The sequence below is a fragment of the Varibaculum sp. GTC20041 genome, from assembly GCF_055387755.1.
The window spans coordinates 2,096,115-2,118,646 of record NZ_AP041144.1; the positions used below are offsets into that span (position 1 = coordinate 2,096,115).

At 55.0% G+C, this 22,532-nt stretch carries 23 protein-coding genes; 5 read left to right on the plus strand and 18 right to left on the minus strand.

What is annotated here, in order from left to right:
• Position 1: 1 nt before the first annotated feature.
• From nuoK to ACZ5BI_RS09205, 14 genes are all read right to left on the minus strand, one after another.
• Positions 2-301: an NADH-quinone oxidoreductase subunit NuoK gene (gene nuoK, locus ACZ5BI_RS09140; protein ID WP_022864652.1), complete on the minus strand. Its 300-nt coding sequence runs from the start codon at positions 299-301 to the stop codon at positions 2-4.
• On the minus strand, positions 301-1,326 hold the full coding sequence (locus ACZ5BI_RS09145) for an NADH-quinone oxidoreductase subunit J (protein WP_278609951.1): 1,026 nt from the start codon (positions 1,324-1,326) through the stop codon (positions 301-303). Before ACZ5BI_RS09145 ends, nuoK begins: the two co-directional genes overlap by 1 nt.
• Positions 1,323-1,976 (minus strand): NADH-quinone oxidoreductase subunit NuoI, encoded by a 654-nt coding sequence (gene nuoI, locus ACZ5BI_RS09150; RefSeq protein WP_238127926.1) that lies wholly within the window; start codon positions 1,974-1,976, stop codon positions 1,323-1,325. The genes ACZ5BI_RS09145 and nuoI overlap by 4 nt, the downstream gene beginning before the upstream one ends.
• Positions 1,969-3,318: an NADH-quinone oxidoreductase subunit NuoH gene (gene nuoH / locus ACZ5BI_RS09155; protein ID WP_024059893.1), complete on the minus strand. Its 1,350-nt coding sequence runs from the start codon at positions 3,316-3,318 to the stop codon at positions 1,969-1,971. Before nuoH ends, nuoI begins: the two co-directional genes overlap by 8 nt.
• Positions 3,315-5,918, minus strand: coding sequence for an NADH-quinone oxidoreductase subunit G (locus ACZ5BI_RS09160; RefSeq protein WP_464896249.1), 2,604 nt, complete (start codon positions 5,916-5,918; stop codon positions 3,315-3,317). The genes nuoH and ACZ5BI_RS09160 overlap by 4 nt, the downstream gene beginning before the upstream one ends.
• Positions 5,915-7,228, minus strand: coding sequence for an NADH-quinone oxidoreductase subunit NuoF (gene nuoF / locus ACZ5BI_RS09165; RefSeq protein WP_278619302.1), 1,314 nt, complete (start codon positions 7,226-7,228; stop codon positions 5,915-5,917). Before nuoF ends, ACZ5BI_RS09160 begins: the two co-directional genes overlap by 4 nt.
• Complete coding sequence (nuoE, locus tag ACZ5BI_RS09170; RefSeq protein ID WP_464896250.1) at positions 7,225-8,019, minus strand: NADH-quinone oxidoreductase subunit NuoE; 795 nt, start codon at positions 8,017-8,019, stop codon at positions 7,225-7,227. Before nuoE ends, nuoF begins: the two co-directional genes overlap by 4 nt.
• Complete coding sequence (locus ACZ5BI_RS09175) at positions 8,019-9,389, minus strand: NADH-quinone oxidoreductase subunit D (protein ID WP_464896251.1); 1,371 nt, start codon at positions 9,387-9,389, stop codon at positions 8,019-8,021. Before ACZ5BI_RS09175 ends, nuoE begins: the two co-directional genes overlap by 1 nt.
• Positions 9,390-10,040: an NADH-quinone oxidoreductase subunit C gene (locus tag ACZ5BI_RS09180; RefSeq protein ID WP_278338853.1), complete on the minus strand. Its 651-nt coding sequence runs from the start codon at positions 10,038-10,040 to the stop codon at positions 9,390-9,392.
• 98 nt (positions 10,041-10,138) lie between these two features.
• Positions 10,139-10,699, minus strand: a complete 561-nt coding sequence (locus ACZ5BI_RS09185) for an NADH-quinone oxidoreductase subunit B (RefSeq protein WP_024059899.1) — start codon at positions 10,697-10,699, stop codon at positions 10,139-10,141.
• A gap of 14 nt (positions 10,700-10,713) precedes the next feature.
• On the minus strand, positions 10,714-11,082 hold the full coding sequence (ndhC, locus tag ACZ5BI_RS09190) for an NADH-quinone oxidoreductase subunit A (RefSeq protein ID WP_024059900.1): 369 nt from the start codon (positions 11,080-11,082) through the stop codon (positions 10,714-10,716).
• 103 nt (positions 11,083-11,185) lie between these two features.
• Positions 11,186-12,475 carry a geranylgeranyl reductase family protein gene (locus ACZ5BI_RS09195; protein ID WP_464896252.1) on the minus strand — a complete coding sequence of 430 codons (1,290 nt, stop codon included), beginning with the start codon at positions 12,473-12,475 and terminating at the stop codon, positions 11,186-11,188.
• Positions 12,476-12,764: 289 nt separating this feature from the next.
• Positions 12,765-13,478, minus strand: a complete 714-nt coding sequence (locus tag ACZ5BI_RS09200; protein WP_024059903.1) for a class I SAM-dependent methyltransferase — start codon at positions 13,476-13,478, stop codon at positions 12,765-12,767.
• A 35-nt stretch (positions 13,479-13,513) separates the two neighbouring features.
• Positions 13,514-14,269 (minus strand): HAD family hydrolase, encoded by a 756-nt coding sequence (locus ACZ5BI_RS09205; protein WP_238127931.1) that lies wholly within the window; start codon positions 14,267-14,269, stop codon positions 13,514-13,516.
• A gap of 72 nt (positions 14,270-14,341) precedes the next feature.
• On the opposite strand from ACZ5BI_RS09205, the gene ACZ5BI_RS09210 reads away from it, so the two are divergent.
• Entirely contained in the window at positions 14,342-15,061 is a 720-nt protein-coding gene (locus ACZ5BI_RS09210) for a histidine phosphatase family protein (protein WP_238127932.1), read from the plus strand.
• A 91-nt stretch (positions 15,062-15,152) separates the two neighbouring features.
• Here ACZ5BI_RS09210 and ACZ5BI_RS09215 read toward each other — a convergent pair whose 3' ends face one another.
• From ACZ5BI_RS09215 to ACZ5BI_RS09230, 4 genes are all read right to left on the minus strand, one after another.
• Complete coding sequence (locus tag ACZ5BI_RS09215) at positions 15,153-15,692, minus strand: PLD nuclease N-terminal domain-containing protein (protein ID WP_238127933.1); 540 nt, start codon at positions 15,690-15,692, stop codon at positions 15,153-15,155.
• Between the two features lie 36 nt (positions 15,693-15,728).
• Entirely contained in the window at positions 15,729-16,619 is an 891-nt protein-coding gene (locus ACZ5BI_RS09220) for a 1,4-dihydroxy-2-naphthoate polyprenyltransferase (protein WP_278619305.1), read from the minus strand.
• Between the two features lie 85 nt (positions 16,620-16,704).
• Positions 16,705-18,438, minus strand: coding sequence for an AMP-binding enzyme (locus ACZ5BI_RS09225; RefSeq protein ID WP_464896253.1), 1,734 nt, complete (start codon positions 18,436-18,438; stop codon positions 16,705-16,707).
• Between the two features lie 420 nt (positions 18,439-18,858).
• The gene (locus ACZ5BI_RS09230) at positions 18,859-19,650 is read right to left on the minus strand and encodes an SIR2 family NAD-dependent protein deacylase (protein ID WP_464896802.1); all 792 of its coding nucleotides are present in this window, start codon (positions 19,648-19,650) and stop codon (positions 18,859-18,861) included.
• Between the two features lie 270 nt (positions 19,651-19,920).
• Here ACZ5BI_RS09230 and tatA point away from each other — a divergent pair, with 270 nt between their 5' ends.
• The 4 genes from tatA (at position 19,921) to moaA (ending at position 22,531) form a co-directional block, all read left to right on the plus strand.
• Positions 19,921-20,202 (plus strand): Sec-independent protein translocase subunit TatA, encoded by a 282-nt coding sequence (gene tatA, locus ACZ5BI_RS09235; protein WP_464896254.1) that lies wholly within the window; start codon positions 19,921-19,923, stop codon positions 20,200-20,202.
• Between the two features lie 14 nt (positions 20,203-20,216).
• Complete coding sequence (gene tatC, locus ACZ5BI_RS09240; protein WP_024059911.1) at positions 20,217-21,038, plus strand: twin-arginine translocase subunit TatC; 822 nt, start codon at positions 20,217-20,219, stop codon at positions 21,036-21,038.
• Between the two features lie 142 nt (positions 21,039-21,180).
• A complete protein-coding gene (locus ACZ5BI_RS09245) occupies positions 21,181-21,456 on the plus strand; it encodes a DUF6457 domain-containing protein (RefSeq protein WP_278612741.1) in 276 nt (91 codons plus the stop codon).
• Positions 21,457-21,496: 40 nt separating this feature from the next.
• Complete coding sequence (gene moaA / locus ACZ5BI_RS09250) at positions 21,497-22,531, plus strand: GTP 3',8-cyclase MoaA (RefSeq protein ID WP_316690416.1); 1,035 nt, start codon at positions 21,497-21,499, stop codon at positions 22,529-22,531.
• Position 22,532 lies beyond the last annotated feature (1 nt).

Genomic DNA, 22,532 nt, shown 5'->3' on the forward strand with positions numbered 1-22,532 from the left:
CCTAGCGTCCCATCAAACGCACTTCATCGACCGAGGTCGAACGACGCGTCCTAAAGATCGAGACGATGATCGCCAGGCCTACCACCACTTCTGCGGCGGCTACCACCATGACGAAGAAGGCCATCACTTGCCCTTCAATGTTCTGGTGCATATTGGAGAAAGTCACCAGCATCAAGTTACAGGAGTTAAGCATCAACTCCACTCCCATCAGGGCGATTACCGCCGAGTGGCGGGTCAAAACGATCACCGCACCGATGAAGAAGAGGATGACTGCCAATACTAGATATGAAGTCAAAGACATTATTCACTGACCTCCGTTTGTGAGGCATCCAGGTTGGATGCGGCCGGCGGATCGCTGGGGGGCGTTCCCTCAATCTTGGGGGTGACTACCCGGGTTTTAGGGGTGTTCAATCCACTAGGAGCGTCTTGGCCGGCCATTCCCCAGGCTCCAGATTTAGCAACTGCTTTCGAGGCCGCAGTGGAGTGTACCCCTTGCGCGGGGTTCGCTCCGAGGTCGGCGCGAATCTTCTCTACCAAGTGAGGTGCCGCTTCTCCCAGCGAGCGGTCAGCGTTGCGGGCACGCAGCGCCGGGGAAACCGAGTTGACGATCGGACGTTGATCCTCGCCTGAAATGTTGGGAGTGTCGGTCGCGTTAGTAGTTTGGTAAACACCTGCGGCGGGCTGTTGACCGGGATGAATACCCCGTTTAGCATAATCTTCCATCCGCGCCTGCGCCGTCTCGGGCTGCTTAAACAGCTTATGGAGACGATCGCCGTGAGTTAGCGACACCGCCGCGACTACCGCGATGATCAGCAGACAGCCGATTACTTCCATAGTGTAAATATGCTCGGTGAACAGGCTCATCGCGATCTTGACCGGGTTAGAATCGGTGGTACCTTGGGGTGAGCCAGTGGGCATATCCGGAACTTGACCAAACTTTGGTAAATACGCCTTGACTAGCATAACTGCCACGAAAATCGCTCCAAAAGCACCGGCACAAATTGCACCCCAGCGGAGGAAACGCCGGGTACGCAGATAGTTATCCGAGGCAGCGACCCCCACCATCATGATAATGAACAGTATCAAGGTCATGACGGCGCCGGTGTAAACCACGACTTGCACTACCCCAATAAAGTAGGCCCCCTGCGAGGCGTACATCATCGCTAGGCAGAGCATTACCCCTACCATGCAGATCGCAGAGTGTACTGCGGTTCGGCAAAACAGTACGCCGAGCGCTAGCGCCACCATGATTACTGCCGTGACCCAGAAGAATACGGTTTGTCCCGTACTAAAATCTGTAGCTGCGGCTTGGGCTAGCAATGTCATTGCTGAACCTCCTTAACCCCCGACTGTTTAAGAGTCGGATCGTCTGGACGGTGCTCGGCGACCCAATCACGTTGCGCCTGGGTCACACCGGTCACCTTTCCTCGGTAATAATCACCATCGGTGGTTCCTTCCACCATCGGGTGCGGAGCCGAAAGCATCCCGTCCTCAAGAGGAGCGAGGATCTGATCTTTCTCGTAAATCATAGTTTCGCGGTGATAATCCGCCATCTCAAAATCATTGCTCATGGTAAGAGCTCTGGTGGGACAGGCTTCAATACACATTCCGCAGAAAATACAACGCAAATAGTTGATTTGGTAAACCCGGCCGTAACGCTCCCCGGGTGAATACTGTGCCTGCGGAGTATTGGCCGCGGCCTCTACATAGATGGCATCCGCGGGGCACGCCCAGGCACAAAGCTCACATCCGATGCATTTTTCCAAACCATCGGGATAGTGGTTCAGCTGATGGCGTCCGTGAAACCGTGGTTGCACATGCGGCGCCTCATAGGGGTATTGCTCAGTTACCGTGGGACGGAAGAAGGAGCGAAAAGTAACCCCGAATCCGGCTACAGGAGCGAAAAACTCGCCTAGCGCGCCCTTTTCATCGGGCTCAAAGCTCATATCTTCCCTGGTGGGATTGCGTTTACTCATTTGATTCCCCTTCGTTGGCTACCAGGTGATCTTCCCCGGCACTCGCCCGCACCAAGGAGCGCGGACTGGGAGGTAGTACTTGCCCTGGCAATGGTGGCACCGGATATCCGCCTTTGAAAGCGTCAAAGGGCTCGCTGGCTGCGGCATCCTTTTGTGCTTGCTTTTCCAGGGCTTTGCGATCGGCCTTGCCCCCGGTTATCCAAATAATGATGAGGGCAACTACGAAGACGGCCGCAATCGCCATCATTCTTTGCGAAATACTGCCGATTCCATAGACGGTAACTACCCGCATCACGACTACCACTACCATCCAGGCGATCGATACCGGCAGCAGAATCTTCCAACCGAGCATCATTAACTGGTCATAGCGAACCCGCAGCAGGGTACCGCGTACCCAAATCATGAACCACATGACCGCCCAAACTTTGATTCCAAACCACAGGAATGGCCAAAGTCCGCTGTTGAGCGCGCCCCCGAGAATCGCATCCCCACCGGGGAAACGCCAACCACCCAGGAACAGGGTCACGCAGATCCCCGATACGTTAAACATGTTGATATATTCCGCCAGGTAGAACCAGGCGAACTTCATCGAGGAGTACTCGGTCATATGCCCAGCGACGATCTCACCTTCACATTCAGGCAAGTCGAAAGGCAAACGGTTAACTTCACCCATCATCGAAATCACGTAGATTACGAAAGCGGGGAAGAGGGCGACGCACCACCACATGGGGCTTTGCGCAGCCACAATCTCCGAGGTTTTCATGGAACCGGAAACTACGAATACTGATACCAGAGACATTCCCATTGCCAGTTCGTAGCTGATTACCTGCGCCGCGGAGCGGGTTGCACCATAAAGTGGCAGGTGCCCATTGGACGCCCAGCCGCCGAGGATAATACCGTAAACGCCCAGACCTGCAACGGCGAGCATATAAAGCACCGCCACATTAGAATCGGTCAGCTGTAAGGGGGTGGAGAAACTGCCAATATGCAGATCGGGTCCGAAAGGAATCACCGCGTAAATGCAGAAGGCACAAGCGGCGGTAATAACCGGTGCCAGTAGATAAAGCACCTTGTCTACATTCCGTTTAAAGATATCTTCTTTAGTTAGTAGCTTGATGGCATCGGCTAGCGCCTGGAAAAGCCCCAGTGGACCGTGCACATTCGGCCCCGGTCGGGTCTGAATCCGCCCCAGGCCGCGCCTTTCCACCCACAGGGCCATGATCACACTGATAATCAGCCATGCCACGATGAATACTGCCTTTATCAAGGTTATCCACCAGGTGTCATTACTGAAATCAGCGGCACCAGTACTACTTGCGCTTAGCAGGATTGTGGTATTCACTGCTGCACCTCCGCATTGGGCTCTAACTGGACTAAGGCGCCACTGGTGACGCCCAAAGATTCATACACGTGTGAGCCGGCTGAACATTCGGGCACCCACACCACACGCTGCGGCATTTTGGTTAGTACCACGGGCAGCTGGATTTGTCCCCTGTCCGTTATCAGGCTGATAGCGCCGCCATCTGTTATGCCAAACTCTTGCGCAGTTTCCGGGCTGATACGCGCAAACGAGGCGCGCCCAGCCGCTTGCATATCGGTGGCTCCCACCTGCAAAAGACCTTCATCGATCTGAGTCTTATGGCAAGTGATCACCACTTGCTTATCGGGGGGAGTTACCAACTCGGCAGGGGCGGCACCTGCAAACGTTACCCGTTTGCCATCCCAGTCCATAAGTTCATTAGCTTCCGCGTAAAGGGACTTCAGGGAATCAATCCCCAATTCCACTCCCATCACTTGGGCTACCTTGCCCAGCACTTCCCAGTCCGGCATGTCATGGGAAACCAGGGCCTGTCCGAAGGGACGCAACCGGCCTTCCCAGTTAATAAAGGTACCGGGTTTCTCCGAAACTGGCGCCACCGGGAATACTACGTCCGCTGCCTGAGCAGCCGGCGTGAGATTCACTTCCAGGGAAACCACGAAGGAGGCCGCAGCTAAGGCTTTTTGCGCTAACTCCTGATTTGGCAGGTCGCGCAAGTCTAGACCGCCGAGCACCAGGGCAGACAGTTCCCCAGAGCATGCGTCCTCTAGAATCTTCTGCGTATCACGGCCAGGAGTATCTGGCAGTTGCGCATTCCAAGCAGCAGCTAGATCACTGCGGGCTTCCGCGTCCCGCGCATCGCGGCCAAAGGGCAACAAGCCGGGTAAAGTGCCGGCTTCTACTCCCCCGCGTTCGCCGCTGCGGCGCGGAATCCAAGCTAGCCGGGCTCCACTGCGAGCTGCCAAATCATTAACAGCCGCTAGTAAGCCCGGGACGGTACCGGCGCGTTCGCCAACTACGATTACTGCGTCCTCGCCTTTAAGCCCGGCAAAAACTGTACCGAAGTCCCCTTCGGCCTCAGCTTTTACATTGGCTACTACTTCCGGCTCAGTTCCGGGAGCGGCAAACAGTACGGTGGTGGCAGTTTTTACCGAGGAGGGAGAGGCGAAAGGAGCCACTGTAGCTACCTTTACGCTTCCGGAGCGTACCCCTTTACGCAACCGCAAGAATACCGCACCGCATTCGTCCTCAGGTTCGAAACCAACCAATAGCACTTGACCGGCTTTTTCGAGGTCAGAGTAGGTTATTGGCATTCCTGCACCCGCGAAATAGGCGCCTAAGAAAGTTTCTTCTTCCCGGCCAGCCGCGCGGGTGCGCTGATCAATATCATTAGTTCCGCAAACAACGCGGGCAAACTTGGACCAGGTGTAGGCGTCCTCGAAAGTTAGCCTGCCACCGGGGAGGAAACCAACTTTTCCTTTCCCGGCTGCTGCCAGTCCCTTAGCGGCGCGATCAAAAGCATCCGACCACGAGGTAGGAACCAGTTTCCCGTCCTCACGCACCAGCGGAGTTTTAATCCGGGAAGACTGGAATTGCCACTGGTAACCAAAGCGATCTTTATCGGTGATCCATTCTTCGTTTACCTCCAGATCCTTTTGCGCTAGGCGTCGGGTGATGGTTCCGCGACGAATATCGGTGCGCAAAGCAGAACCAGAGGCGTCCTGTTCGGTGACTCCCCGGGTGGAAACCAAATCGAAAGGCCGTGCCCGGAACCGGTAACGTTTTGAGGTCAGTGCCCCTACCGGACAGATTTGAATGATATTGCCCGAGAAGTAGGAGCTAAACAGCCTGCCTGCCTGGTCTTTCTCGTCCACGCCGGCGCCAATGGCGGCCGGGGAAGAAAGCGGAGCAGGTTTGCCGTGAGAGTCCGAAAGCGCTTCAGCACCGGGGCTGAGGCGAAGGCTCGGGTGAGAACCGTCAGAATCGGAAATCCCCAAGACCTCCTGGTCAAAGGCGCCAATGTTTTCACCCATGAAATCGTGATCGTCACGGGGAGAGGAACCGCCCCCGCGTCCTTGCAAAGCGATGAAAGAGTCGCCCGCAATCTGGTTAGCGAACCGCACACAGCGCTGACACAGCACGCAGCGTTCCCGGTCAATCAAAATCTGGCTAGTAAGCTCTACCGGTTTTGGCCACAGCCGCTTTTCATCACTAAAGCGGGTATGCAAAGTGCCATGCGACATGGCTTGATTTTGCAGTGGGCATTCCCCGCCCTTATCGCAAATCGGGCAATCCAGGGGGTGGTTAATCAACAGGAATTCGGTAATCCCGTGCTGAGCTTTCTGCGCTACTTCCGAAGTCGCGGCAGTTTTTATCTCCATCCCGGCCATCGCGGTCATCGTGCAGGCTGGCTGAGGCTTGGGCATGGGACGAACCACCCCATCACGTCCCGGCATCGCCACCTCTACCAGGCATTGCCGGCAGGCTCCTGCCGGGTCTAGCAGCGGATGGTCACAGAACCGCGGAATATGGATTCCCAGTTTTTCGGCTGCCCGGATTAGCAGTGTACCTTTAGCGACCTCAATGTCCTGGCCGTCAATATTGATTTGGACTTGCTCACTCACAGGGCGCCTCCTTTATTAAAAACCTCCGAGGCGGCGGGCGGGAATGCCTCCCACCAGGGAGTCGTATATCCGGCCTCGAACTCTTCGCGGAACTTGTCGATTCCGCTACGCACCGGGGTAGCCGCTGCATCACCGAGGGCGCAGAAGCTGCGTCCCGCGATATTGCCGGCAATATCGTAAAGCAGGTCTACATCGCCCTCTTGACCTTTGCCGGCCTCTAAGCGGTGCATTATCTGTTTCATCCAATAGGTACCTTCACGGCAGGGGGTGCATTTACCGCAAGATTCGTGCTGGTAGAAATCAGTCCAACGGCTAATTACCCGTACTACGGAAGTAGTTTCATCAAAGACTTGCAGGGCGCGGGTTGCCAGCATGGATCCGGCGGATGCCACGTCCTCGTAAGTTAAGGGGACATCTAAGTCATCGGCGGTAAATAGCGGAGTCGAGGATCCACCCGGGGTGTAGAACTTTAAGGTGTGCCCCTCGCGAATCCCGCCGGAGTATTCCAGCAGTTCGCGCATGGTAATTCCAAACGGTGCCTCATAAAGACCCGGATGTTTAACGTGTCCAGACAGGTTAAACATGCCGTAACCTAGAGATTTGTCTTGCCCCATCGAGGCATACCATTCCACCGAATTACGGAACACCGTAGATACCTGGGCAATCGTTTCAGCGTTATTGATTACCGTAGGACGAGCATAAAGCCCCTTGACTGCCGGGAAGGGCGGTTTCAAACGGGGGTGCCCTCGCTTGCCCTCTAAGGAATCCAGCAGTGCGGTTTCTTCACCGCAAATATAGGCACCGGCACCGGCGTGGGCAATCAGCTTCAGCTCTCCCAACAATCCGGCATCTTCGGCCTCTTTAATTGCCACTAGCAGGCGGTTATAGGCGTGAACGACTTCGCCCCGGATATAGATAAAAGCGTGATCGCAACCGATAGCCAAGCAGGTGATGGCCACCCCTTCGATCACCGCGTGCGGATTAGCCAAAATCATCGGGATATCTTTGCAGGTACCCGGCTCGGATTCGTCGCAGTTAACGGTCAGGTAACGCGGACCGCCGTCATCGGGTGGCAGGAACGACCATTTCAGACCAGTACCGAAACCGGCACCACCACGTCCGCGCACGCCGGCTTGCTTGACTGCATCCAGAATTTGCGCCGGTTCCATTTGCTTGGCTTTTTCCAGGCCGGCGTACCCGCCAGTTTTCTGGTAGGCCTGCAGCGTCCAGCTCTCCGGCTCCCGATACTGTTTAGTGATAATCGGGGTCAGCGGAACCCGGCGGATCTCAGACTTTCCGTTTTCGCTCACTTGTCCGCCTCCTTATGATCAGCAGAGGAATGCTCCTTGCCGACCGGATCTTTTCCGGCCTCATTAGCAGCACCGCCCGAAGCTGTATCCCCAACTTGAGCAGCTTCAGGTTCCCCAAACTGCCCGGGGTCAGGGGCTTGCATACCTTGTTCTTCGGCTACTTTTAGTCCCCACAAACTGGCGGGACCGGCAGCCACGCCCTGATTTGCAGTCTCGGGATTAGGGAATCCGGCCAAGATCCGGCTGGCCTCTTTGAAAGTAGGAGCCACGTCGGATCCTCGCGTGGGATGCACCGGTTTTCCAGCTTTAATATCGCGCACCAATTGCACCGCTGATTCGGGAGTTTGATTATCAAAGAACTCCCAGTTAACCATAACTACCGGCGCATAGTCGCAGCCAGCATTGCATTCCAGTGCCTCAAGGGTAATCTTGCCGTCAGCGGTAGTCTCATCATTTCCGACCTCTAGTTCTTTTTCTAGAGTCTCCATGATGTTATCCCCTCCGAGGACGGCGCAGAGAGCGTTGGTGCACACCCCCACGGTGTATTCACCGTTAGGGTGCCGTTTGAACTGGGTATAGAAGGTGGCAACCGCGCTGACTTCCGCCCGTTGGCAGTTAAGAATATCGGCGATTAGTCCGATACCGTTGGAGGTGACGTATCCGTCGATGCTCTGCACTAGGTGCAGCAACGGGATCATAGCACTGCGTTCGTGCCCCTGTGGATAGCGAGCAATAATTTCCGCTGCTTCTGCACGGAACTTTTGCTCGACCTCAAAATCGTAAAAACTCATTAGCGATCGACACCTCCCAGGACGGGATCCACACTGGCCAGCGTTACGATCAAGTCAGAGATCGTACCGCCTTGTGCCATTAGGGATAAGGACTGCAGGTTAGCAAAGCTGGGGTCACGGAAGTGCGCCCGATAGGGACGAGTGCCCCCATCTGAGACCACGTGTACTCCCATTACGCCTTTAGCGTGTTCCACCAGTTGCGTGGCCTGGCCAACCGGTGCTCTAAAGCCTTCGGTCACCAACTTGAAATGTTGAATCAGGGATTCCATGGAGTTACCCATGATCTCTTTAATGTGTTCGGGAGAGTTACCTTGCCCGTCGGTACCTACGCTCAGCTGTGCCGGCCACTTGATTTGCGGATCGGAAATCATCGCCGGTTCTCCCTCGGTTTCATCCAGGCGATCCAGCACCTGGTAGATAATCTTGAGGGATTCGTAGCATTCGTCGAAGCGAACCACAGTCCGGTTATAAGCATCGGACTGGTCAGCTACGGGAACATCGAACTCGAAGTTTTCGTATCCACAATAGGGCTGCATCTTCCGCATATCCAGGGGATATCCAGCTGCCCGCACGGAAGGACCGGTCATAGACATCGCCATGTGTCCCGATAAAGGCAAAACCGCTACATCGCAGAAACGAGCCTTAAAGATCGGGTTCTGCAAAGTTAGATCCTGCAGCTCGTTGATATCACGGCGGGTCTTGGGGAGCAGATCACGAATATAATCGGTGCACCCAGGCGGCAAATCTTGTGCCACCCCACCGGGACGAATATAGGCGTGGTTCATACGCAAACCGGTGATCTGTTCGAAGATCCGCAGGATTTCTTCGCGGCCTCTGAACCCGATAGTCATCATGGTGGTAGCACCGAGCTCGTTACCACCGGTGGCGATGGCCACCACATGCGAGGCAATCCGGTTTAACTCCATCATTAGGATGCGGATTAGGTTAGCCCGCTCCGGGATCTCAGCGGTTTTCTTTAGAAGTTTTTCTACTGCCAAGCAGTAGGCGACTTCCTGGAAGAAGGGCGCTACATAGTCCATTCGGGTGCAGTAGGTAACGCCCTGCGTCCAAGTACGGTATTCCATGTTCTTTTCGATACCGGTATGCAAATATCCGGTTCCCACCCGTACATCGCGAACGTATTCTCCATCGAGTTCCACAATCAGGCGTAACACCCCGTGGGTCGAGGGGTGAACCGGTCCGATATTCATCACGACCCGCTCATTAGCGAGTTTTTCGACTTCGGAAGCCATCTCTTCCCAGTCTCCGCCATGCAGATCGTATTGCGGAGTGTCCTCGGTTACTAGACTGTCGAGGGCGGGACCGGCAGCTCGGAGCAGGGGGCTGTTCTTTTCGTCAGTGTATTTCATTTAGCTGTATGACCTCCGAGAATCGGCGGGCGGAACTGTCGCGCCCTTAAATTGCACCGGGATACCGCCTAACGGATAGTCTTTCCGCTGCGGGTGTCCTACCCAGTCGTCGGGTAAAGCAGTTCTGGTCAAACCGGGATGACCGGTAAAGATAATCCCCATCAGATCCCAGGTTTCGCGCTCCCACCAGTCATTTCCGGGATAGGTAGCTACCACCGAGGGAATCCGAGGATCAGATTCCGGGCAGGTAACTTCTATACGCAGCTGGCGGTTATGGGTTGCGGAAAAGAGCATATAGGCTGCGTGCAGCTCTTTCCCGGTGTCATGCGGATAGTGCACGCCGTTAACACCCAGGCATAGCTCAAAACGCAGATCTTGATCGTCGCGGAGCCATCTGGCGACCTGTGGCAAGTGCTGGCGGGCGATAAAAATAGTCAGTTCATCATTGTCGACTACCACTCGCTCGATTACCTGCGATATTTCCAGGTCAGACTGTTCGATAAGCTCTTCTAAAATATCCACCACTTCATCGAACCAAGAGCCATAGGGGCGTCCGCTTTCAGCCGGCATCTGGCGACGCAATTGCATTTCAGTGAAACCGGTGGTGTCACCGTCATCGTGTACCCCGAATAGACCATGGCGGGTACCCATATCCGAGCCGGCCGTAAAACCGCGCGGAGCGGTTACCTCGACTGCTACTGGCCCGTCCTCAACATCGGAATGGAGGACTACTGTCTTGTCGTCTTCGCTCACGCCAACAGTCCTTTCATCTGGGAGGTAGGAGTCGCTTCCAAGGCCGCCTTTTCGGCTTTACGGGCGATCTCCAGCCGTTCTTTTTGCGTAATAGGAGTACGGTAGTGGATCTGATCCCACAGCACCATAATCGCGTGGATCAGGGCTTCGGGACGCGGGGGGCACCCGGGCAGATAGACGTCAACTGGAACTACGTGGTCGCAGCCTTGCACTACCGCATAGTTATTGAATACCCCGCCGGAGGAAGCGCAGGCACCCATGGAAATAACCCATTTAGGCTCTGGCATGGCATCGTAGCAATTGCGGATAATCGGCGCCATCTTCCAGGAAACCCTGCCCGATACAATCATCAGATCTGCATGCCGCGGAGAGGCGCGGAAAACTTCCATCCCGAAACGAGAAATATCGAAGCGCGGGGTGCCGGTGGCCATCATTTCGATAGCGCAGCAGGCTAGCCCCATAGTCACCGGCCAGACACTAGCTTTACGGTTAAGACCCATAAACTTGTCTAGGCTGGTGAGGGCGACTCCTGCCGGCAGCTCATTATCAAAAGACATGCTGTACCTCTCTCTTAATAGTCCAGTCCGCCGCGGCGCCACTCATAAATATAGGGCACCAGCACCAACACAATGAACAGTAGGATGTCGATCAATACCGGAATGGCCATCACCTGACCAAAATGCCCAATTGATACCGCGAACGGGTATAGGAACACCATTTCCACGTCGAAGACAATGAACGTCATCGCAATCAAGTAGTACTTAATCGGGAAACGCCCGCGAGCGTCCTCGTGAACATTGGGATCAATCCCGCATTCATAAGTCGCCAGTTTGGTGCGGGTCTTGCGCCCCGGGCCGAGAACTGCCGACAGTACCAAACCGCCGACGGCCAGCACAATCGCGACCGCACCCATGATTAACAGTGATGCCGATGGACTCATTTGGCCTCCACATCCTTTTTATCCGCTCCGCTAGCTTTAGCGAAGTTACTGCTGTAGTTTCCGGTTAGATTCCGGATTAGTTGTTCTTTCTGACCGATGTTCTTCATGACGGTATTACCACCTTAGTCAGAATTCGCAGCATCTTGTCGGAGGCTACTCCGCCGCGGCGTTCATAACCATCAGAAAGCATCTTATGGACAAAGCGCATCAGCGCCGGTTTATCCAACCCGTACTTGGTACAGGCATGCATAATTTTGGGATTCTCGATCAGACGCACAAACACACGACCCAAACTGTAATAACCCCCGTATTGATCTTGCAGGTCACGAGGGTATTCCCGGAGGGCGAGTTCTGCTTGTGCGCGCGTGGTACGTCCCAGCGCCTGGATTAAAGCGTCAGCGGCGCGCCGTCCGGCGAACATCCCCGGGGCGATTCCTTCCCCGTTGAAAGGAGATACCATTCCGGCAGCGTCACCGACCAAAAGTAGTCCATTTTCGTAAGCCGGTTTGCGATTAAATGCCATTGGCAAGGGGGCAGACCGCAGCGACCCCACCATATTTTCCTCGGTCAGTCCCCATTCCTCGGGCAGATTAGCGACCCACCGTTGGAAGATCTGTTTGTACGGCAACTTGGTGGATTGGGCTCCCGAGGATACTGACCCTAAACCCACGTTGACCAGCCCATCACCCATCGGGAATAGCCAACCGTACCCGGGAAGCAAATTGGATTTACCGGGTTTGCCATCCCACAGCTCTAGATGCGATTCCATCATGGTTTCATTGCCCCGGGGAGAGCGGAAATACGCCCGCGCAGCTACCGCTAGCGGACGATTCATGAGGGGAGTGCGCCCTTGCCGCGAAGCCAGCCGGGCATTCGCTCCCGAACAATCCACCACGTATTGCGCGCTGAAACTGACTTCCTGTTTCTTGCGAGTCTTAGGATCGCGCTTTATGGCGCTGACCCCGCGGGCATATCCATCACCATCGGTGAGTAAGTCCTGAACCACGGTATTTTCCACCAGCCGGGCACCCGCGGACACTGCCTGTTTAATTAGCCGGTGGTCTAGCTGGGTGCGCTGGCGGGTAAGACCATAGGCGGGCAGGGATCCGTTTTTCGGCCACGGCAAAGTAATCCGATGTCCGCCCCCGATTACGCTCAACCCGTAGTTGGGCTGCCATCCTTCTGCTAAGGGATTAATCCCCATCGCCAAAATTTCTTTAACCGCTCCGGGGGTTAGACCGTCACCGCAAATTTTGTCCCGTGGGAAAGCAGATTTTTCTAACACGAGGATGTCAATGCCGGCTTTAGCTAGGTGATAGGCCGTGGCAGCCCCTGCCGGGCCGGCACCCACTACCAGCACCTGACACCGATCGCCTGCAAGCTGATCCGCCATGCCTGAACGCCCCTCCCGTGCCATGTTTCGTTCCTGCCTCTACCTTGATGTCGGTAGGCAAACCGAGGATTTTAGGCAGCCTCCTCACGCCTGTCCTAGGCTAACCTGCTTTTTTATTTGCCTAAAGCCATAGAGGTTTACGCTGGCAAACCTAATTTTTCCAGGACCTAAGTCCATGACATATTCTAAGTGATTAAGCAAGGGATTTATTACTTAATTAGATACGACTTTCAGGAAATCTCCATATTTCCCGGTCATAGCCATTCGTAGTTATCCGAGTAATCAGCTATTAGTTCTCTTTAAATGCGCGATGAATCGCCACCGTTCCTAACGTTAGATTGCGATAAGAGACCTCACCCCAACCATTTTCTTGGATTAGGTGCCCCAAAGTCTCTTGGTTTGGCCAATCCAAAATGGAATCAAACAGGTAAGTGTAGGCATCTGAATCTGAAGAGACCAGGCGTCCGGCAGTGGGCAATACGTTGCGCATGTACAGCTCGTATAGCCGGGCAATCAGGGATGAGGGCGGGGTCGAGAACTCCATAATCGCCAGCTTGCCTCCCGGCTTGGTTACTCGCGCCAGTTCCCGCAGTGCCTTCGCCGGATCATGCATATTCCTAAAACCGAAAGAGCAGGTAACAGTGTCGAAAGACTGATCCGCGAAAGGTAGGTCATGGGCATCACCGACAACAAAGTTAAGTTCGCGGTGACGTTTTTTCCCCTCCGCTACCATGCCTGCCGAAAAATCGCAGCAGGTAACTTCGGCGCCTGCCCGGTGGAAGCTCAGGGAAGAAGTGCCGGTGCCAGCGGCGATGTCTAGAATCTTTTGCCCTGGTCGCGGTGCCACCACTTGCTGCAGACAGCGCCGCCAAATCCGATGCTGCCCGAAAGTCATCACATCATTAGTCAAGTCGTAACGGGCGGCCACCTGGTCAAACATTCCAGATACTTCTTCGGGCTGCTTATCTAGACCAGCGGCTGCCGGCGGTTTCTTTTCGCTCAAAATGGCTCCTTCTCAGTAGGCATTTGCCAGGTTACTCAGAAACGTTGCCCCAATCCAACCAGGTTAAAACCGCGCCGCTTGGCCTTGGCTTTTTGCAGGGCTTTACTGATCCGGGAGCGACGGCGAAAATCGATCACCGGCCACCCGCGCTGCAAGGCGCGCACCCGCAACCAAATATCAGGATTAATAGCCGAAGGCTTGCCCACCAGGGTTAGTAGCGGCATATCGTTATCGGAATCTGAATAAGCAAAACAGGATTGAAGGTCGTAGCCGCGCTCTGCCGCCAGCGCCTCCACCCGATCCCGCTTGCCTTGGGCGTGCATAAGTTCGGATGCTAGCCGCGCCTCGTAAATCCCACCTTTCACCGCAACTTGGGTGCCGATGCCTCCGGTAATCCCTAAACGCTCGGCCAACATTTGGGGAAGTTCCGAGGGCGCGGCGGAGATCAACCAAATATCGTGCCCGGCTGCCTGATGTCGTTTTATGAGTCCTTGTGCCTGCGGGAAAAGCTTTTTCTCTAATCGGTCGCATACCCGCTGCGAAATGGCCATAATCTCTTCGCAAGTATGCCCGGCCATCACCTGTAAAGCCCGAGTTTTTACCTGTTCGATACGCTTTTGATCTTCTCCCAACACCACATAGAGAAAGGCGTGACGCGCGGCAAAGAATAGGTCGGAAATCCCAAAAAATCCGTGTCTAAAAAGCTCGCGAGTGAGTATCCAGGAACTAGCTCCCCGAATCACGGTTTCGTCAAGATCGAAGAAGGCTGCTACCTTCGGTTCTGCGCTCACGCCTCTAGCCTAACGGTCTAGCTAGGTTTTGCGCACCCTAGTTAGCAAAACCGGTTTGCTAGGGTGGAGGATATGCAGAACCTAACCACGATTCACCTAATGCGCCACGGCGAAGTCGATAATCCGGATGGGGTTTTATATGGGCGCCTTCCCGGCTATCACCTAACCGATCTCGGCAAGCAAATGGCGCAGATGAGCGCGGAATACCTCTTGGAAAAGGGCGCCTATTTAGAGGCTATCGTTTCCTCGCCCCTGGAGCGCGCGGTCGAGTCTGCTACTCCGGCCTCTAAGCTATTCGATCTGCCTATTCACACCGACAAACGGCTTTTAGAGTCGATGAATATGTTCGAGGGCGAAGTGGTTAACGGTAACCGCGCCTCCCTCTTCCATCCGCGCAATTGGCCGCGCTACCGTAATGTTTTCCGTCCTTCCTGGTGCGAGCCTTACGCCGTCCAAGCCAGCCGGGTTACCGAAGCGGTGCGTTCTGCTCTCCACCTGCCGATTACCGATCCTTCCCGCCTGGGCCGCTCCGCCGATGGCGCTACGATTCGAGAAATCTTGATAGTGTCGCACCAGCTGCCTATCTGGTCTTTCCGCCTGTTTGTGGAAGGTCGCCCGCTCGCGCATATTCCTACCCGCCGGCAATGCGCCCTAGCTTCGCTTACTTCTCTGACTTTCTTAGGAAACACCCTGATCAGTTTGGACTACTGCGAACCGGCGGCTCCGCTATTAGCTCAGGCTTCCGATATGGTACCGGGAACTTCCGCCGCCGCTCTAAATCAAGGAAACTAAACGCCGGCCGAGCCCATAATGCGCAGAGTATTTGGCTGAAAATGACCCGGCCAGTGCAGTTACTGTGGCTACGCTGAGCACTGGTAGCGCTTTAATCGTGAGCGGAAGGCTTTTCCGGAGGGTTCGCGTCCGGGTCGGCTTCGTCGTCTCCGGTGCCTTCTGTTGAGGTAGTTTCCCCGTTTCCCCAGGTATTTTCCCCGCTGCCAGCGGCGTCATGCCCATTATCGCGATTCTGCTGATTTTTCGCCGCTCGCCGCTGCGCCTCTTCTTCGGCTTCCCGTGCCAGCTTCTCCCGCCGCATCTTTGCCTCTAATGAGAACAGGAAATCGGGGTTATCGTCTGGCGCCTGAGGTATCTCTACTTCCTGCGAGCGGGAACCCTGCCCGCTTCCTCGGAAAATGTCCAGCGGATTGCGGGGAATCTCTATCCTGCCGTCAGCGCTTTCGGCTTTGCTCGCCCAAGAAATCACGATCCATGCGAGCGGACCAAAAAGCGGTAAGACAATGATAATTAACAGCCAAAACGCCCGCGGAAGTCGCCCGGGGAGATCAGATTTATCCGTGCGCAAGCAATCTACTAGCGCGTATACCGCTAGCAGAATCTGTACGAGGGCAATAACTACCGCAGCCATGTTCCCAGCCTAACAACTATAAATTTTTTGGTCTGTCTAAATACCGTGGAAAGCCCACTGAACCGCGATAGCCAGCCCATACCCCAAGGTGATTTGCCCCACCTGTTTTAAGGTTTTTATCAGCTCTTTCCCGCGCGCTCCCTGCAACACTTTCAGCTGCGGATAACTCACCCAAATCACCAGGGCTAGGCCAAATAGTAGCGCTTCCCAACGGACGCTGAAGGATACTACCCCCAGCACCAAAGCCACATAAAGATAGGCAACAAACAGGTAGCGTGAGCCTTTATCCCCTAACTTCACCGCTAGCGTATTTTTTCCGCTCTGACGGTCTCCGGGAATATCTCGCAGATTATTTATTAACAATAGGGCGCAAGACAGTAGCCCGATACCACTGGCCGCTGTCCAGGTGCGCCACGGCAACATATGGGCATGCACCCAGATAGTTCCCTGCACTGCCAAAAGACCGAAAAAGGCGAACACCATCACTTCGGATATCCCTGGCAAATAGCCGTATGGATGTTTACCTCCGGTGTAGAACCAAGCCGCCAAGGCAGCCAGCACCCCGAGCCCAATCAAGCCGTAGCTACCTGCCCAGATACACAGGGCAATTCCACAAATCCCTCCAAAGGCGTAGCAGCTCAAGGCCGCGAGTAACACCGTGCGGGGGGCGGCTAATCCCGCACCGGTCAGGCGTTGGGGCCCTACCCGTTTTCCGCTCGCATCGGTGCCGCGGATTCCATCGGAATAGTCATTAGAGAAATTCACGCCTACCTGGAAGGATAACGCCACTAACAGGGCTAATACTGATTTTCCTAGCGAGGCGTGTCCCAGGCCAATTGCCCCGCCAATCCCCATAATCACCGGCGCCAGGGAGGCGGGTAAGGTTTTCGGGCGGGCAGCTTCAATCCATTGTGAACCAGTTGCCATTACGGCTTAGATTCCTTTCTATTTGCGGTGCATTATCGCTTTTCTTCGTTTTCACAGTAATGAAACTTCTTTGACTGTCGCCAGATTATCTAATCCAAGCTTCCCCGGCTGCGACTCGCTGGGTAGCCAGTTGCCGGCAGGCGCTGCGATCAAGATTTCCTTGCAGATCAGTAGGAATTTCATTTACAAGGACGAGGGCGCGGGGGGCATGTGCCCGATCCAGCTGGCCGGTCACCAAGGCTCGCACCAGCATCGCTAAATCGGTGGATGGTTCGGATTCATCCTCGGTAGGAACCGTGGCGCTATGGGGACGGTCTCCCGCTTCGGGACGGTTGCTGCTCCCCGTGATCTCAGTTGCCGCGATTTCCATTTCTTCTAAATCGCCCTCTAGATCCTCGGGCAGAGTTACCGGGGTCGCGGGGGCAGCATCGGCAGCTGGAAAGACAATCTCTCCTTCGGAAGTGGGATTAGCGGTTCCCCGCGCCACCTCGTAGATTCCGGCCGGCAGTTCCCCGGTTTCTGCGGCGGCAACCACATCCACATCGGCTCCCCTGATCTTGGCGGCCATTGCGGCCATCGCCGCTTCCAAGGGAGTTAGTTGCGGCTTCGATTCCTCTACCTCCGTAGAAGGAAGCCCGGCCAGGTCTCGTACTTTTTTAGCATCAACTTTTATGACGGATCCGCGTGAAAGCCCTGCCGAAACGGCTGGCTTTACCGCTAAATTATGCTGAGGATTTAGCAGCTGCTCCGCGATATCTGATGCCGGCTTGATGACTGCAGTAACCAGGGAACCCCACCTCGGATCTGGTACTCCCACCACTACTACCTGGTCAACTTGCGGTAGATCCTGGATTACTCTTTCCACCAAGGAGGCTTGGATATGAACTCCCGCAGTGGCTATTACATCGCGCATTTTTCCGTCCACGACTAGACGCGACCCGCGCATATGACCCGCGTCTTTGCTACGCATCCAACGCCGCCGTCCTCGCGTAACCCACTCCACCTGTCCAGGTTTACCCAGATAACCGGCCATCATGCAGATCCCAGAAAGCCAAATCCGATCCCCAATAGTTGCTACGTGCACTCCGGCTACTGGTTTGCCATCCAGCACGCATAGTCCACACGATTCAGGGATCCCGTAGCCGGGAATAATATCTATTCCCGCTTCTCTCGCGGCGCGCCTTAGACGATCGTGACTAGTTAAACCGGTAACTATCAGTACTGATACCTCGCTCAGAGCGCTGCGCTGTGCAGGAGGAATTTCCAGGAGCTGAGTGAGTTGCTCCTTAGTGATCTGCATATAGATAGGTGCCTGATCTTTGTCGCTGCGATCCTTCGCTCGCTCCACGGCCCTCACAATCTCGAGGGCGCTAGCCGGTGCGGTTTCGGCGGCAATGATCGGAGGAATATTTACCGCAATGGCTCGTGCCAGGATCATCATGCCGTCAATCTCGGTGACTGGAGCGGTAAGAATCCAGCGTCCCGGCCTACCTACCGCGGAATTTACTGCTTCCGCCATATTTTTAATACTGAGCTGCGAGTAACAAATAACGGCACCCCCTGCCGGTGCCGGCAAGGCTAAGACCGCGGATTCTGGCACTTGACGCTTACGGGTTTCATAGTCTGCCAGTCCCTTCGGGCGACCCGTACTCTTGGGGAAAGGGAAAAGTACTTGCGATTTTTTCAGGCGAGTGCGATTTAGATTAGGAGGGAGATCTGCGTCCCCGGTCATTTGTTTAGCTAGCGCAGAAAGCAAAGTGGAGACATCTGCCGAAGAATCTGCTACCGGCAGGTAATGAAAAGGAGAAAAGATTTCCATCGCGACTTCCTGAAAGTTAATTAATGTCGAATGCTATTGTAGCCTGTCATTAGCTTAGAGTTCTTAAAACTCCGTAACCTTAGCGACGGATAAAGCTACAGGGTGTAGCATTTTATGACTTGTAGCATATGAAAAAGATTAGGCTTCTTCCATCTTTTTGCTATACTTATATAGGCCGGTCGCTCCGGCTATTTTAGGGGAACGTGTGTCAAGATAACCCCTAAACTACAACCTAGAGTCGGTTCCGCATATGCGCAGGAGGGAGCGCGTGGAACCGACTCTAGGCATTTAAGCTCCCTTATCATTTCGCCGGGGGGGCTCCCTGTGGGCTTCCGATCAGGGTGCACTTGCTGGGCGTGCGCCTTTCGACATTAGCCCACAGATCACGACAGTCGACCTGTGGTTACTACTGGCTCTGCGCTAATCCAGCAAGATCTCTGCTACTTGGGTTAATACCTGCGAGGCGCCGCCAGATACCCGCACGTCGGCGAGGGAATCTGCAGCCGTAGGTCCCCGGTTAATCACCGCCACTTTGGCGCCGGTTCCCCAGGCTTCCCGCAACACCCACAGCCCCGTAAGCACCGCCAGGGAAGTTCCTACCGCCAGCACCACGTCAGCTTCCCGTGCCGCCGCGAAAGAACGATCCATGGCTTCACCGGGCAGGGATTCTCCGAAAAACACGATTCCCGGTTTAATGGTCCCGCCGCAACGCGGACAAGACAGCAGGTTGAACTGGCAGGCACGCGCTGCCTGCTCATCGGCTGCCGCTAGCACTGCCACATTTTTAGGATCGGGATCGTCTTTTACATCCGGATTGAGTTTGCGTAGCTCCTGGTCAATATGGTCACGCGAAAATACTGCTCCGCACCCTAAGCATTGAACCTCCTCAAAACTGCCGTGCAGCAGCTGCACATTCTTACAACCTGCTTTCCGGTCTAAGCCGTCTACGTTCTGGGTGGCGATGCAGTTAATCAGCCCCGCCTCCTCTAGCCGCGCTAAAGCCCGATGCCCCGGGGTGGGCTGCAGCCGCGCCACGGTTTTCCAGGTTTCTTGATTGCGCCGCCACACCCATTTTTGCCAGTACAGCTCAGCTAAAAACTGATCCATATCTACGGTGGGCATACCCGATGACCCAGTGCCGCGATAATCCGGGATCCCGGCATCGGTGGACATGCCGGCTCCCGCCACCACAATCGTTTTCTTCCCCGCCATCAAATCCGCTATGGCCTGGGCTCCCGCTTTTTCTTCCTCAATGAACTCGCTCACGTTTTGCCTCCCGCCTTCAGATTACCCCGTTTAGAGGACGATTATCGCGGAGGTAACCAGCATTAACCTACCTAGCGCTATTTACCCCTTAAATTTGCTGGTTAACCGGGGAAGTTTTAGCTATTGTCGATAGGAGTCACCTATTTGCCGGCGAACCCCGCTACAATTGGGGAAGGCAATTATCGATGCCGTCTGCAAGAAAGGAAGGGCATCCCTGTGAGACCGACACACATTCTGATTCTGCTCCTGGTGTTAATCCTCGTTTTTGGAGCTTCCAAACTGCCCGACATTGCCCGCAATATCGGCAAATCGGCGAAAGTCCTCAAGTCGGAACTTTCAGATCTCAGCGAGGACGACAATCCCAAGCAGGTAACATCTGAAACTCCGGCACCACAAATTTCGGCTTCTTCTCCGGCGCCCACGCAGAACACACAGGCTTCCTCTCCGGAAGTGGCTAGCGGGCAGTCCGAGACCGCGGATTCGCCGGAAACCAAATAGTTCTCTAACCCCCGATGCCGGGACAAAAAAAGAACAACCCGCAAGCCCGCATGCGGGTAAGCGAACACCTGGTAGAACTGCGAAAACGCCTACTGTTGGCGCTGGCCGGGATACTTATGGCCTCGATTGGTGGCTGGTTCTTAGTTACTCCTACCTTGAACTGGATGCAGGCACCACTACTGGCCGTCAGTGAGCAAGCTCCGCAACTTAACTTCCAAACGATTGGCGCCGCCTTTGATATGCGGATTCAGGTTTCCCTGTGGCTGGGAGTATTGATTTCCGCGCCCTGGTGGATTTTCCAAATTGGCGCTTTTATCGCCCCGGGATTGAAGCGCAAAGAAAAAATCTATATCGCCAGTTTTGGTTTAGTAGGGGTATTACTTTTCAGCGGCGGCGCCCTGTCTGGGATATGGGTAATCCCCAAGGCAGTTGCTATCCTTAACTCTTTCACTCCCGACGGAGCCTTAATGCTGCTAAGGGCAGATTCCTATATCACCTTCTTTATGCGCATGGTTCTGGCCTTCGGCCTGTCCTGCCTGGCGCCCGAAATCTTGGTGGCGCTGAACTTTATGGGGGTAATGACAGCAAAAACCATGCTCAAAGGCTGGCGGTGGGCAGTGGTGATTGCCGCTGTTTTCTCGGCAGTCGCCAATCCCCTGCCTACGGCCTGGCCGATGATCGTCCAGATGTCAGCTTTAATCGGGCTTTACCTGTTGGCAGTGGGGATCTCCGCTATCAATGACTGGATTAAAGCCGGAGGGAGCCTGCGCTCTCACTTCGGAAAGATTTTGCGAAAACGGAAGCATTCCGAGGCATCCTCCGCTTCTAAGCAATAATGATTGCTCGAAATCCGCGCCTATTTTCCTGACCTACGCCCTCGGAAAACAAAGCCTTAGCAAAGATTATCTTCCCTGGTATCGTTAATATTTAAGACGGATGCGCGGCCTTAATCCGGTCGCGGCAAGCGAAAGGGGGAACATGATGGCCGGCCACGGCAAGAAAGACGACCCAGAAAAGATGGCGCGGATGCATCGCTGGTTAGACCAGGTGCGCACAAACCTGCAATTGGAGGATAATCCCCTGGAAGCGGTGGAATCAGAACTGCTGTCCCTGATTGGAACCGTAGCCCATGGGCCTTCCCGCCCGGGGGCCCCTTTAACTGCCTTTCTTGCCGGATATCTTGCTGGTCAGGGCGCTGACGCCAAGCAGGTTATCGCCCAGCTGCAAGAACTAGCTGACAACTGGGAAGACTAGTCAACTAGCATCACGCAGAGTAATACAGGCAGGAGGGGTAATGCGCGTCGAATCCGGAGGTGACGAGCCTTCGTCACAGCTACTCGACCATTGGGGACGGGTAGCAGCAGACCTGCGCCTATCGGTTACCGACCGGTGTAACTTACGCTGCAGTTACTGCCTTCCCGAGGACGCCGACAGCTGGATTCCCCGCCAGGATTTATTAACTCCCGCCGAGATCGGGCGACTAACCCAGGTGGCGCTGTCTCTAGGAATTCGTAAAGTTCGTCTAACCGGAGGCGAACCCCTTTTACGCCCCGATTTAGCCGAGATTATCCACCAGATTCACCAGGCATTCATGCAGGCGGGGATGCCGGCAGATATTGCCCTGACTACCAATGCTATTGGTTTAGCATCCCGGTTAGATTCATTAATAGCAGCCGGGCTGGGGCGCATCAACATTTCTTTAGACACGTTGGATCCCGAACGGTATTTCGCCCTCGCAAAGCGTAACCGTTTTCCCGAGGTAGCCACGGCACTGGACAAGCTACCGGGTAGCGTCCTAAAACCCATAAAACTTAACTCGGTGATCTTAGATCAGCAGTCCCTAGAGGAAATACCGGAGCTAGTTCGCTTTGCGCTGCGGCGCGACTTCCAGTGGCGCGCGATCGAGTTTATGCCCATTGGCCCCTTAGGGGATTCCGCCGCGACTCGCCCTCATGCCCGCGATATTCTCGCGCGTCTGCAGGAATGTTTTTCGCTCACCCCGATTGAAACTGACCCGGCGGCTCCGGCGCGCCGTTGGAACGTGGCGGCCGGCAGCGACCATCCTGCCGGGATTATTGGGGTTATTGCCTCCGAATCCGCGCCCTTTTGCTCCACCTGCGACCGCACCCGCCTGTCTGCCGATGGAAAAGTCTATTCCTGCCTGTTTTCTTTATCTTTTGTCGATTTACTTACTCCTTTGCGTCAAGGTGCCTCTAACGATGAGCTGGCTCAACTTTGGCTCACCGCTCAGGCAGCTAAACCAGCTGGTCACCGCGAAATAGTAGGGGCAGGACGCAGAACCTATTCTCTTTCTCAGATCGGAGGCTAAG